General features: G+C 44.7%; 11 protein-coding genes, 1 tRNA gene and 1 riboswitch. Of the genes, 7 read left to right on the top strand and 5 right to left on the bottom strand.

Annotated features, from left to right (window positions below; genetic code table 11):
* Window positions 1-675: 675 nt before the first annotated feature.
* The 5 genes from ONT08_RS08600 (at window position 676) to thiH (ending at window position 5,408) form a co-directional block, all read left to right on the top strand.
* The gene (locus tag ONT08_RS08600; RefSeq protein ID WP_006848696.1) at window positions 676-1,101 is read left to right on the top strand and encodes a Fur family transcriptional regulator; all 426 of its coding nucleotides are present in this window, start codon (window positions 676-678) and stop codon (window positions 1,099-1,101) included.
* Between the two features lie 83 nt (window positions 1,102-1,184).
* Window positions 1,185-1,279, top strand: a riboswitch (TPP riboswitch).
* Between the two features lie 125 nt (window positions 1,280-1,404).
* Window positions 1,405-1,602 (top strand): sulfur carrier protein ThiS, encoded by a 198-nt coding sequence (gene thiS / locus ONT08_RS08595; RefSeq protein ID WP_264959718.1) that lies wholly within the window; start codon window positions 1,405-1,407, stop codon window positions 1,600-1,602.
* An 87-nt stretch (window positions 1,603-1,689) separates the two neighbouring features.
* Entirely contained in the window at window positions 1,690-2,463 is a 774-nt protein-coding gene (locus ONT08_RS08590; RefSeq protein WP_117585967.1) for a thiazole synthase, read from the top strand.
* Between the two features lie 106 nt (window positions 2,464-2,569).
* Complete coding sequence (thiC, locus tag ONT08_RS08585) at window positions 2,570-4,264, top strand: phosphomethylpyrimidine synthase ThiC (protein WP_117585966.1); 1,695 nt, start codon at window positions 2,570-2,572, stop codon at window positions 4,262-4,264.
* Window positions 4,265-4,268: 4 nt separating this feature from the next.
* Complete coding sequence (gene thiH / locus ONT08_RS08580; protein WP_006848700.1) at window positions 4,269-5,408, top strand: 2-iminoacetate synthase ThiH; 1,140 nt, start codon at window positions 4,269-4,271, stop codon at window positions 5,406-5,408.
* 471 nt (window positions 5,409-5,879) lie between these two features.
* Here thiH and ONT08_RS08575 read toward each other — a convergent pair.
* The 5 genes from ONT08_RS08575 to ONT08_RS08555 all read right to left on the bottom strand — a co-directional run bounded on the left by ONT08_RS08575 (window position 5,880) and on the right by ONT08_RS08555 (window position 10,599).
* Window positions 5,880-5,952 (bottom strand) — tRNA-Lys (locus tag ONT08_RS08575).
* A 128-nt stretch (window positions 5,953-6,080) separates the two neighbouring features.
* Window positions 6,081-7,385 (bottom strand): S28 family serine protease, encoded by a 1,305-nt coding sequence (locus ONT08_RS08570; protein ID WP_264959717.1) that lies wholly within the window; start codon window positions 7,383-7,385, stop codon window positions 6,081-6,083.
* A gap of 152 nt (window positions 7,386-7,537) precedes the next feature.
* Window positions 7,538-9,775 carry a patatin-like phospholipase family protein gene (locus ONT08_RS08565; RefSeq protein WP_264959716.1) on the bottom strand — a complete coding sequence of 746 codons (2,238 nt, stop codon included), beginning with the start codon at window positions 9,773-9,775 and terminating at the stop codon, window positions 7,538-7,540.
* Window positions 9,776-9,997: 222 nt separating this feature from the next.
* Window positions 9,998-10,336: a hypothetical protein gene (locus ONT08_RS08560; protein ID WP_118200810.1), complete on the bottom strand. Its 339-nt coding sequence runs from the start codon at window positions 10,334-10,336 to the stop codon at window positions 9,998-10,000.
* Window positions 10,327-10,599: a hypothetical protein gene (locus tag ONT08_RS08555; RefSeq protein WP_264959715.1), complete on the bottom strand. Its 273-nt coding sequence runs from the start codon at window positions 10,597-10,599 to the stop codon at window positions 10,327-10,329. The genes ONT08_RS08560 and ONT08_RS08555 overlap by 10 nt, the downstream gene beginning before the upstream one ends.
* 270 nt (window positions 10,600-10,869) lie before the next feature.
* Here ONT08_RS08555 and ONT08_RS08550 point away from each other — a divergent pair, with 270 nt between their 5' ends.
* Both ONT08_RS08550 and ONT08_RS08545 read left to right on the top strand, forming a co-directional pair.
* A complete protein-coding gene (locus ONT08_RS08550; RefSeq protein ID WP_264959714.1) occupies window positions 10,870-11,646 on the top strand; it encodes a DUF2442 domain-containing protein in 777 nt (258 codons plus the stop codon).
* Between the two features lie 143 nt (window positions 11,647-11,789).
* Complete coding sequence (locus tag ONT08_RS08545) at window positions 11,790-13,346, top strand: IS1182 family transposase (protein WP_118200255.1); 1,557 nt, start codon at window positions 11,790-11,792, stop codon at window positions 13,344-13,346.
* The last annotated feature ends 170 nt before the right edge of the window (window positions 13,347-13,516 follow it).

Below are 13,516 nucleotides of genomic sequence, written 5' to 3'. Positions count from 1 at the left end.
CACATTTCTCAATATGACAGCATGGCGGCTTGACGTATATCAAGCCGCCATTGCTGTTTAGTTGACGTGTATCAAAAAAAGCCCCTTTTTCATCATTTTGTCATGTCTTTGTGACAGATATTCAAGAAAAAGGCATTACCTTTGCACCAGAAAACAGTGAGATTGTAATAAGGATAATGTAAAACAGGAGACCTCACATGGAGGCTCCACAAAGAAAGAAAGGAAATAAATTATGATGACGACAGTAATGATTCTTACAGTTGTGGCAGCTATGATTGTCAAGGCTGTAAATGTAAACAACAACATGGAGATGGGCAAGTAAAATTGACCACCGTTCATGAATAAAAGGAAAAAGGAAATGGCAGAAAAGCCAAGTATTAATTTTTTAAAAAAGGATAACGATTATGAAAACAATGTATGCAAACATCAAGAAGGCCTTGAAGGCTATTCTTGCAAATTACATGACCGCAATGGAAATGTATGGTGAGGCTTTGAACAGAAGCCGTGGTTGTGCTTGCGCATAAGGGTTCCAATCCCTTCATGCTGCGGCATAAACTAGATTGAAAGCAAAATGTAATTACGTTTAAATAAAGAAAAAGCGTGTAAGTTACCATACTTACACGCTTTTTTTGTATCTTTGCAACCGGTTAGTAAAAATTTTAAAAAGAAGAAACGATGAACTCACAAGATATGATCAGCAGGCTGGAATCGAAAGGCATTCGGCCAACCGCCAACCGCATACTCGTAATGAAGACCCTGATGGGCGAACAGAACCCGCAGAGTCTGAGTAATCTGGAACGAAAGATGGTTTCGATGGACAAGTCGAGCATCTTCCGTACCCTTACCCTCTTTCTGGAACATGATGTGGTACATGCCTTCGAAGATGGGCGAGGCGTACTCTGCTACGAACTCTGCGAAGAAAAAGGGGCTTGCGATCATCACGACGGGCATATTCATTTCTACTGCGAATCTTGCCAGCGTTCCTTCTGTATGGAGGATATCCATATTCCAAGTTTCGAGCTGCCCGAAGGCTTTTATCCCCACTCTATTTCCTTTGTCATCAAAGGCGAATGCCCGGATTGCAGAAAGAAACACCAGTAAAGCGAAAGGTACATTCTGCGTTAATTTAGCATAAATATTTTTGAAATTCTATTGTTTTTCCGATATTATCATTACTTTTGCAAGCGATTATCACGGGGTGCTGAAAGATTCGGCTGAGATGATACCCATTGAACCTGATGCAGGTAATGCTGTCGCAGGGATATTTGATAACGCTTTATTCTTTCTCTTAAGGCTTTCATCTGGAAGTTCACCGTGTTTGATTACATATTATCTTATCATCGCTTTCGGGCGATAGAAAAAGCGTAAACAAACGGATTATTCATCATATAAAACGAACAGAATATGAAAGTAACTATCAACAACAAAGAGACCGAGACACAGGCTAAAACCATCAGGGAGTTAGCTCAGGAACTCGATTTGCCAGCTACAGGAGTTGCAGTAGCTATCAGTAACGAAATGGTGTCTCGTGATGAATGGGAAAACACAATCATCGCAGAAGGAGCAGACATCGTTATCGTAAAAGCGTTCTGCGGAGGATAACGGTCCCAGAATACAGCGGAAAAGAATCACCCAAAAGTACTTTTCCTACAGAAATGAAAACAAAAATAACAACTCTATAATAAAACAATGGAAAAATTAGTAATCGCAGGCAGAGAGTTTAACTCCCGCCTCTTCTTGGGTACAGGAAAGTTTAACAACAATGCCCTCATGGCTGAAGCCATCAAAGCATCAGAAACAGAAATGGTTACTGTTGCTATGAAACGTATCGAACTCGAAGACAAGCAGGACGACTTGCTCTCTCATATTGTGCAGAACCCAAATATCCAGCTCCTTCCTAACACCAGTGGCGTGCGCAACGCCGAGGAGGCTGTATTCGCAGCACAGATGGCTCGAGAGGCTTTCGGAACCAACTGGCTCAAGCTCGAAATCCACCCAGACCCTCGCTATCTTCTTCCAGACTCTATCGAGACGCTGAAGGCTACCGAGAAACTGGTAAAGCTCGGTTTCGTGGTATTGCCATATTGCCAGGCAGACCCTACCCTCTGCAAGCACCTTGAAGAGGCTGGTGCTGCTACCGTGATGCCACTTGCTGCACCTATCGGTACCAACAAGGGTTTGAGAATGAAGGACTTCCTGCAGATCATCATCGAGCAGGCTACTGTTCCTGTAGTAGTAGATGCAGGTATCGGTGCACCTAGCCACGCTGCCGAAGCTATGGAGATGGGTGCCAGCGCTTGCCTGGTCAACACAGCTATCGCCGTTGCAGGAGACCCTGTAGAGATGGCCAAGGCATTCAAGGAGGCAGTCATCTGCGGTCGCCGTGCTTACGAGGCAGGTCTCGGAGCCATCAGCGATTGTGCTGAGGCAAGTTCTCCTCTCACCGCATTCCTCAACGACTAATATAAAATAAATATATATGATCATAAAAGGCATGAAGGATGAAGGCAAAGAAGCAGAATGTTCTTTTTACCTTTTTACCCTTTTACCTTTTTACCTTTAAAAAATTATGCCAAACGATAAGAAAGCTTACGCCCAGAGAGAAAAGGCGTATATGCAGGGAAAACTCTTCCCACAGATCAAGGTTGGAATGACCAAGGTTAACCTCACTCCTACTGTTGTGAAGGATGAGCGCGGCATTCCTCATACAGAGCCAAACGCTCCGGTTTACATCTACGATACCAGCGGTCCTTACAGCGACCCTAACTATCAGGTAGATTTGAAGAAGGGCTTGCCAAGAATGCGCGAACAGTGGATTCTCGACCGCAACGATACCGAGCAGCTCAAGGAAGTTACCAGCGAGTATGGCAAGCAGCGCCTTGCTGACCATAGCCTCGACCACCTCCGCTTCGAGCACATCCAGTTGCCTCGCCGTGCACAGGCTGGCAAGCACATCACCCAGATGGCTTATGCCAAGGCTGGCATCATCACTCCAGAGATGGAGTACGTAGCTATCCGCGAGAACATGAACTGCCAGGAGTTGGGCATCGATACCCATATCACCCCTGAATATGTGCGTGATGAGATTGCACGCGGACGTGCCGTTCTTCCTGCCAACATCAACCACCCAGAGAGCGAACCGATGATCATCGGCCGCAACTTCCTCGTGAAGATCAATACCAACATCGGTAACTCTGCCACTACCTCCAGCATCGAGGAAGAGGTAGATAAGGCAGTATGGTCTTGCAAGTGGGGAGGCGATACATTGATGGACCTCTCTACCGGCGACAACATCCACGAAACCCGTGAATGGATTGTGCGCAACTGTCCTGTACCAGTAGGAACCGTGCCTATCTACCAGGCTTTGGAGAAGGTAAACGGCAAGGTAGAAGATCTGAACTGGGAGGTATTCCGTGATACCCTCATCGAGCAGTGCGAGCAGGGTGTTGACTACTTCACCATCCATGCCGGTATCCGTCGCCACAACGTGAATCTCGCTGATAGCCGTCTCTGCGGTATTGTGAGCCGTGGCGGTAGTATCATGAGCAAGTGGTGTCTCTATTACGACCAGGAGAGCTTCCTCTACGAGCACTTCGACGATATCTGCGACATCGTGGCACAGTATGACGTTGCCCTTTCTTTGGGTGATGGTCTGCGCCCAGGCTGTATTGCCGATGCCAACGATGCAGCCCAGTTTGCCGAGTTGGATACCATGGGCGAGCTTGTTACCCGTGCCTGGGACAAGAACGTGCAGGCATTCATCGAGGGTCCTGGTCACGTGCCATTGCAGAAGATCAAGGAGAACATGGAGCGTCAGCTCGACCACTGTCACGAGGCACCATTCTACACCCTCGGCCCATTGGTTACCGATATCGCCCCAGGTTACGACCACATCACATCAGCCATCGGTGGCGCCCAGATTGCATGGCTCGGCACTGCCATGCTCTGCTATGTAACACCAAAGGAGCACCTCGCCTTACCTAACAAGGAGGATGTGCGCACAGGTGTGGTAACCTATAAGATTGCCGCTCATGCAGCCGATTTGGCAAAGGGTCATCCAGGTGCAACCATCCGCGACAATGCCCTCTCCAAGGCACGCTTCGAGTTCCGCTGGAGAGACCAGTTCCACCTCTCTCTCGACCCAGAGCTTGCCTTGAAGTATTTCGAGGAGGCAGGTCATACAGACGGTGAGTACTGCACCATGTGTGGTCCAAACTTCTGCGCAGCCAAGTTGACACACGATTTGAGAAAGTTTAAAAAGTAAGAAAATGTTTTCAGACGAATTAAAGAATATCAGTTGGGAGGAGACCACGGAGCGCATTGCTCGAATGACCGATAACGATGTGCGTCGTGCCCTTGCCAAGGACCATTGCGATGTGAACGACTTCATGGCGCTGATTTCACCTGCAGCCGAGCCATACCTGGAGGTAATGGCGCGTCTTTCCCGCAAATATACCGAGGAGCGCTTCGGCAAGACCATGTCGATGTTCATTCCTCTCTACATCACCAATTCATGCTCTAACTCCTGCGTGTATTGCGGTTTCCATCGTGAGAATCCGATGGCACGTACCATCCTCACCCCAGAGCAGATTGAGAACGAGTATAAAGCCATCAAGCAGCTGGCTCCATTCGAGAACATCCTTCTCGTTACGGGCGAGAACCCAGCCAAGGCTGGCACCCCTTATCTTGCCAAGGCAATCGATATCGCCAAGAAGTATTTCTCTAACGTGAAGATTGAGGTGATGCCACTCTCTACTGAGGATTACAAGACCCTCGCCGACCACGGCATGAACGGCGTCATCTGTTTCCAGGAAACCTACAACCACGAGCACTACAAGCTCTACCACCCACGTGGCATGAAGAGCAAGTTTGAGTGGCGCTGCGATGGTTTCGACCGCATGGGTATGGCAGGCGTCCATTCCATCGGTATGGGTGTGCTCATCGGCTTGGAGAAGGAATGGCGCACGGATGTTGTGATGATGGCTCATCACCTGCGCTACCTGCAGAAGCATTACTGGAAGACCAAGTACAGCGTGAACTTCCCTCGTATGCGCCCTGCACAGAACGAAGGTTTCCAGCCAAACTGCTTCATGACCGATAAGCAGTTGGCACAGGCAACTTTCGCCATGCGTATCTTCGACCACGATGTAGATATCTCCTACTCTACCCGTGAGCCAGCCTACATCCGTGACAACATGGCAACACTGGGTGTCACCACCATGTCGGCAGAATCAAAGGTAAATCCTGGCGGTTATCATACCTATCCTCAGGCACTGGAGCAGTTCACCGTAAGTGATGAGCGTACAGCCAAGGTAATCAATGCGAGATTGAAGGAATTGGGCAGAGAGCCAGTCTGGAAGGATTGGGATGCCTCATTCGATTTCTTCGGAAATATCGCAAACGGATAAAGAAGATGTAATTAAACAGAATAAAAAAAAGAGTGTATCATAAATTCATGACACACTCTTTTTTGTTAATATTCTCAGACTGACGCCCCTATATCGCCCCCAGCCCATCAGCAACTTATCAGCCAATTCCCCCAAAATCATCAGTAAACAGCAACCTATAAACTATTAACTATAAACTATTAATTGTAAATTACTAAAGTTTCGCAAGTGAATAAATATCAACTTGCTTGTTTATAAATATACATATTACGTAGCGTATGGGCAACAGGATTACTTTCGATGAAATCTGCCAGCAACTCTGTAGCATCTATAGATAAGGTAACAGAAAGGTCGTGATATTCCCCCAAATGCTACCTTGTGTCAAGTCTGTTCTATTCATCGGTTGCAAAGATACGATAAAAAACAGAGTTACTCCATGCGGGGCATAAAAAAAACTCCGGAGAACCAAGATTGATTCTTCGGAGTTTTTTGTACACCCTTAGGGATTCGAACCCTAGACCCACTGATTAAGAGTCAGTTGCTCTACCAACTGAGCTAAGGGTGCCTCTGCTAAAAGCTTTGTTTTCAAAAGCGAGTGCAAAGGTAATACATTTTTCTGAAACCACCAAACTTTTATGGCTATTTTTTGATAAAAACTTTCATTTTATCCATCATGGTTGGTTGATGAAAGCATTATTCCTTCAGCCAACCACCTATCAGACTGATGATTTCCTGTCTTGTAGGCTCTGGGAACGACAAGATGCGAGTTTTGTGCGAACCGCCATGACACATATAAACATGCAGGTTCTTCTTGTTCTTGGTGAAAGGCAAGCCATAAATGCCCGAAGCTCCCCAAGGATCGATATCGCCATAGATATAAACCATCTTCGGATCATTCTTGGTCAGGAACTCTACCGTATGATTATAGAGTGCTGGCGAGAACTTCACGTTTTCTGCCCCCTTTGGCACCATCAGTTTCTTCAGATAGCCCTTAGCTGTCTTGATACTGAGGTATTTCTTGAATGGTTTGGTATAATAGCCGTAATAACCCAACTCCCGGGCTGCCTGCACATCAAACGAGGCTGTGGCATTATAGTTGGTGAAATAGTCAGGTTCACACATGTTGATCCAGTAATCAAACACCGTCTTGTCATCTGCCTCTCTTGCAGGAATCTTGTTGATGTCTTCTCCCCACTGCCAGAAAGCAAAGGCGTATTCGAATACAGAGTAATCAAAAATCTCTGCCAGCGGAGCATTGAATACATATTTCTTATCGTTGCAATATTTCTCGAACATTGGCAGCAACGCAGCCTTTCGCTTGAAGAGGAGCAACTGGAAATCGAGCACCTTTTGTCGGTTTTCCTTGGTTGATACCTGATATTGCAGGAACTTCTCATGTCGTCCATCCTCCACACCCTTGTTGAGCGGAGCTACGTATGGCACAGAAATATCTACATCATCAGGGAAGTAAGAACGGTAGAACATCGTAGTCTGTCCGCCCTTGCTGATGCCGGTAGCAATCCATTTTCCCTTGTACATCGCATGCAGGGTCTGGTTTACATGATGCAGATCATAGAGCGAATTCTCTACTGTAAGATAATCCCAGTTACAAGGCTCAGGCATCGACTTATCGAAATAACGGTACTCTACGGTAATGATATTCGTATCGAAGAGTTTGGAAAGTTCTTCAATATATCCTTCACGCAGCGCATAGTTGGCATTATATCCTTCTGTCACGAGCACGGTAGGACGGTCGAATCCTCTATGGCAGAGCACCACCCTCTGTTCGAAATAGCCCTTGGATGCATCCTTGGCATCGAGCTGCTGCTTGATAAAGAACACATACTTTTCCGGGAAATGCGTACTTTTCAGCGTTTCCACGTTACTTACTCCAGGCAAAGCAGCCAGTTGCTTACCAGCCACGCCCAGTTCTGCCGCCAGCATCTGCAATGGCAGGATGAAGAGCAGCAGCATCAATTTCAAAAATCTCAGTTTCATCTTATTCTCTCTTTTTATTTATCATATTCTAAAATTCAAGATTGCGAAATACATTCTATATGTTTTCTAAACAGCTGCAAAGGTAATGATTTATTCTTGTTCGGCAAAGAGAAACAACACCTTATTTATTATATGGGCAGCAATTAAGGAAATCAGAATACAAATCCTGCATTGATATAGAATCCTACATTCTTACCCAAGCTAGAATAATTAGCCTGAATGCTTACCGGACCCAACACGAAATCATAGGATGCTCTCAAGGCTCCTCCCCACAAATCATCACCGATGAGAATATGGGAAAACTTGCGGGCTTCCTTGCCATACTCTCCCAGAGCGGTAAGATAGAACTTTCCTTTCACCCGATAGCGGAAACCGAGCTGACCTGTCACCACATTGCGCTCCAGCAGATGAACATGCTGCGCACTCTCCCATGCCACTTGCCAAGGCAGATAGTAACCGTCAGCTACTCCACCTGCATAATTCTGATAAATGGCAGGTACGGAACTGCCAAACAAGAAGCGGCTCTTGAGCTTAGGAAGCAGATAGAATCTGGAATTGAGACGTACGGCACATTCTCCTTGAAAAACAGCTTCACCGAAAGGATTACCATCAGCATAATGTATTCCGTCATCCGTATGCAGAATGCCCTGAACCTGAATGCGGCTGCCACGGGTCGGGAAATAACGGCGGTCGTAAGTATCCATCACAACAGACGCAAAGTAGTTCAGGAAATGGTCTGACGAACGTGTCTGGATGCTTCCGTCCCGTTCGAACATATCAGAATGATAATGGTAATAATCAAACTGCACCCCCGATTTCAATCTGAAATTACCGATATCGCGGGTATAGAATCCAGCGAAAGAATGCGAAAGAAACTCCAGGGCATCCAACTTATGCTTGTCAGCATAAAGGTCGAAATCATAATGAGCCATACGATAGGAAATGCCAATTTTCGCTCCGAAAAGGTTGCCATAGGCATATTTCATTTCCAGATAGGGATTACGTGAAATGCGTCCTGTAAAGGCATAATGATGACGGGTAGAAAACTGCTGGTTGTTGGATATCTGAGCAATGACGCTCGCCAAATCCTGCGTATCAAAACGTGCACCTACACTGATTCTTCTCGATTCGTTGGGTTCCAGCATGAATACCAGGTCATAAGGTTCCTCGTTAGACTGTCTGTATTCTACACGCGAAAAGATATTCAGTCCCCTGAGCATAGCAAGTGTGCCATCTATCTCCTCAGGACTGACTTCCGAATTCTCCCGTAGAGCAATTTTCTTTCTAATCCACTTTTCTTCCTCTCCGCTGATGCCTTCTATCCGGATGCTTCCTATATGATAGGCTTCCGTCTGAGAAGGTTTCTGCAGTTTGAGGCGTTTATCCTGTAATGTATCATCAGAGGCAACAGAATCACAAGCATCAGCATAAATATACTTTCTCAGAGCCATCAGTTCATCCCATTTCTGGCGGGCAGCCTGTTCTCCCCGCTGTATCATGGTATCAATGGCTTCAGATTGGAAACTGGCTACCGAATAACCTTTCAGAGAAGGATTGATATAAAGATCGGCTTCAGCCATATTCTTCCTGTATTTGTTCTGCCCCATCATACTTATGAGCTGTTCAACAACAGAAGAAGCCGATTTCAGCTCTTCCTTCTTCTTCCAACCGGTACTCAAATCTACACAGATAATCACATCCGCTCCCATTTCCTTTGCCACATCAACCGGCAGATTGTTCAAGGCGCCTCCATCCACCAGCATCTTCCCTTTCCATTCTACCGGAGCAAACACGCCCGGTATCGACATGCTGGCACGCATCGCCAATGGCAACGAGCCCGATGAAAACACGACCTCCTTGCCTTCTACCAGATCTACCGCCACGCAACGGTAAGGAATAGGTAGGTTGGAGAAATCATCCACCTGATGATACCCCACGGTAAGTTTAGAGAAAAGGTTAAAGATATTCTGCCCCTTCACATAACCGGTTGGTAACGAGACCTTCCTCTCTTTGGAAAGAGGAATATGAACGATATATTTCTCCCTTTCTTCTTTAGAAAGAAAAGTCTCCGATTCACGTTTCACCTGGTCGCTCAAAAGGAAAAGCCAGTTCTGGTTACGGTAGAGGCTATCGATATCCGCAGCATCGTAGCCGATGGCATAGAGTCCGCCCACGATGGCACCGATACTGGTTCCGGCAATATAATCTACAGGAATATCAGCCTCTTCCAGCACCTTGAGCACACCTACTTCAGCCGCGCCCTTGGCACCACCTCCACCCAACACGAGCCCCACCTTCTTGCGTGGCTGCTGGGCTTGCAGAGGAGTATATGCAAAGAAGCAGCAGAATAAAACCCAAAAACATAATATCTTATCTCGATGTACCATCATATTGCTCCTTTTTAAAATGAATAACTGGCACGGCAAATACTCTTCACTCTTCACCAACCCCTCTGAAATACCGATAAACAGGGCGGTTGGCGGAGGTGAAGAGTTCTCAGAAGCTCTTCACCCACTCTTCACCACTCTTCACCTAAATACTTTTTCAAGAATCCGACAGAAAAGAGAAGAATGATATTTCTTTTCCTCCATATTTCTTTCGTGTTTATAATTCTAATGATATTCCTTTCTTTCTATCTTTCTGGCTCGCAGGTTCAGCTTACGAGGATCTTGGCGCAAATCCCAGAGATCCACCAGCCAGAGGATATCTTTCTCTTCATTATAGAAATAGATAATCTTGAAGTTCTTCATGATGATGGCACCACGATACCTTCTCCATTTCTGCAGTTCAGGTACAAACGGATAACTCTCAGGCATCAACCTCAGTTGATGTTTAATACCAATCAAGCTATCAATCCACTTTTTGGCTGTTTTTCTGCCGAATTCCAACAAAGCGTAATCTACACATTTGTCAAATTCGCTATCAAACAAATCATCTGCCTTTATCTCCATTGCGCAATCTTCTGTTCTAATCTTGCAATTAAATCATCCACTGGATGACCATAGTTCGGGTCATCCAAGTGCTTGTCTATTTCTGCGCAATGCTCCATCACCTGCTCCAGCGAGCGCCCCATAGAATAGGAATCGGTGTCGTAAGCCTCATCCCATGATACTGATGATGCTGCTGATGCAGTCGAACGATAAGCAGGCGATGGCTCACAAACCTTATCCCCTGCTACCTTAGATTCATCGATATGATATTTCTTTTCCTCCATATTTCTTTCGCTATTAAAGTTCCACGTTACTTATTGGTGCAAAAATACGAAGAAAGATTGGAACTCGCAAGAAAATCTGAAAGAAAATGGCTGAGGACACTGAAATTTAAAGGATTATGCGGATTAAGTTGGATAAAAAACGACCCGGTATATTTTTTTCTTCTTAAAATCTTTGGAGTATCAATAATTATCTGTATCTTTGCAGCGTTAGTTCCAGCCGAGCCTCTTGACAAAGCTTAAATAGGCTGGGCTTTTTTCATTTATAAAAATATGGCTATGAGTAAGGTAAACTTCTATGATATATATATTCATTTCAATGATGATATAATGCTGGAGCCATCCTTTTCCGTCAACTATAAGGATGAGAGCGCATCATATAATTTCAAGAAATTAAAGTTTGATTATGCATTTATTCCCAAGGATCAACAACGTCTGGTGAATTATTGGGCACACCTTCATCAGCGTGAGCTGATGGACCACTATCACTATATCAAAAAAGTGAAACCCCTTGCCAACATTGAGAATTTAAGCAAGATAAGGGAAATCCACATAAAGCCATTAGATACAAAAGACAAACTGGGAATCATATTTGTATGGTATCAGGAGGATTACAAGCTGATTATCTGGTTTAGCAATATGGAACGTAAACTTATAGACATCAAGAAACTCATGCTTTCTGATGAAGAAAAGTTCAAGCGTTTTTATGACATAGATTACTACGAAAGCTACAAAGTAAATCCATATAGCATAACATGGGATACAGAAATCAAACTGACTGCAAAAGAACTCTATAACATCGCTGAGCCACTTCCGAACAACGTAGATTTCAAGGAATTGGACAAAGGAATCCTAGATGAGATTGCCGAAGAACAAGAAAGATTAAAACGGGAGAACCATTCTTTCACCTCAGACGTAGGATCCTGCTTTTGGGGCTGTCTCGCCTTTCCTATCACACTTCCTGCACGCATTCTCTGGTTTATTTTGAGAAAAGCTAGAATTCGCCAGATTGCAATACTTATTCCTAGAGGGTGTGTCATAAGTCTGTGACGCACCCCTTTTTATTTTTTGCCTTTTCACAGATACGAAATCTTTAAAAAACATTTTTATTTACAACAAAGCCCAAACTTTCACAAGCTCGGGCTTTGCCTTTCCGCAAAAGATTTGTATCTTTGCAGAAAACTTCTTTAAGTATGGCAAAGATACAAATAAAATCTGAAACTCGGCACGAATTGAGCTTTTTTCCTAACTCTTTCGATGATTATGTGCCAAAAGACAGCAAAGTTCGTATGGTGGATCGTATTGTTCGCAGTATGGACATCAACCCTCTCATGGATACCTATGATGGGATTGGTGCTCCTCCTTACAGTCCGAAGATGCTTCTAAGTTTAGTTGTTTTTGCCTATATCAATGGCGTTTATTCCTGTCGTGGCATAGCGGACGCACTTAAATACGATGTTCGCTATATGTGGATTTGTGGAGGTAAGCAATTATCTTTCGCAACAATCAACCGCTTTAGATCCAATCATATGATTAAATGCATCGACTTTTATTTTGATGCAGTCGTCTCCATATTGGTTGAAAAGGGCGTGATTAGTCTGGAGGAACAATATGTTGATGGCACTAAGATAGAGTCGAAAGCAAACAAGTACACGTTTGTATGGAAGAAGACTGTGGAAAAGAACAGGGCTAAGCTCTTGGAAAAGACCTCTGCTGCATTGGCTCAGATAAAAGAACAAATTCGCCTGAATGGCGGGAGTGACATTAAGGAAGAAGACAGCGAGCCAGCCACTTCCGCCAAGGATGTAGAGAGAAGTGCACGTTTGTGTGAGAGGCAAGCTAAGAACCTTCCTAAGGCAAAGCTTACAGGAAGAGAGAAGCAAAAGCTAAATACTCAGATAGATCACTTGTTCAAAGCCTCGGACAAACTGTGCGAGTATGAAAAATCACTGGATATACTGGGCGAGAGAAACAGTTACTCCAAGACTGATCCCGATGCGACCTTCATGCGCCTCAAGGAAGATGCCATGAACAATGGGCAGACAAAGCCTGCCTATAACCTTCAAATTGCGACAGAGAATCAATATTGGACGAATTTCGCCCTTTATCCCAATCCAACAGACACCCTGACCTTCAAGCCTTTTTTGGATAAGTACAAGAAAAGATATGGAAAGCAATCCAAGAGCGTCACCGCAGACTCAGGGTATGGCTCGGAGGAGAACTACGAGTACCTAGAGATGGAAGAAATGATGGGTTATGTAAAGTACAACTGGTTTCACAAGGAACAGCATAAGCCTTTCAAGGAGGATGCCTTCAACCAAGCGAACTTCTACTACAACAGGGATGATGACTATTATGTCTGCCCCATGGGACAACACATGGAACCTTGTGGACAACGGCAAACGAAAAGTGACTCCGGCTATGTGTCTGTCATTACATTATATAGAGCACAACGATGTGATGGATGTCCGCTTGGAAGTCTCTGCAAGAAATCCAAAGGCAACAGAACCATATATGTCAACCATAAACTGAATGCATATAAAAAGGAAGCCTTCCTGCTACTAACGTCTGAAGAGGGCTTGAAACACAGAAGCCAGCGACCGATAGAGCCGGAAGCTGTATTTGGGCAGATGAAGGCAGATATGCATTATAAGCGATTCAGGCATTTTGGAATGGACAAGGTTTACATGGATCTAGGATTGTTCGGAATGGGATTCAATTTGAAGAAATATTTGGGTATAAAACGATAAAACTCAATTTTGGTTGTTTTATCGTCAGGGATAACTATGCCCTTTTGTGAGCTTTGGGGCTGTTTTGTTATCGATAAAACAAGAAAAGTAAAGTTTCTATACAATATAATAAGATTCCCTTTGTGAAGAAAGACTACGATTCAACTAGAATATATAGAAACACACACAAA

Source organism: Segatella copri, from assembly GCF_026015465.1.
Lineage (GTDB): Bacteria > Bacteroidota > Bacteroidia > Bacteroidales > Bacteroidaceae > Prevotella > Prevotella copri_E.
This window is presented reverse-complemented; position numbering and strand designations above follow the sequence as displayed.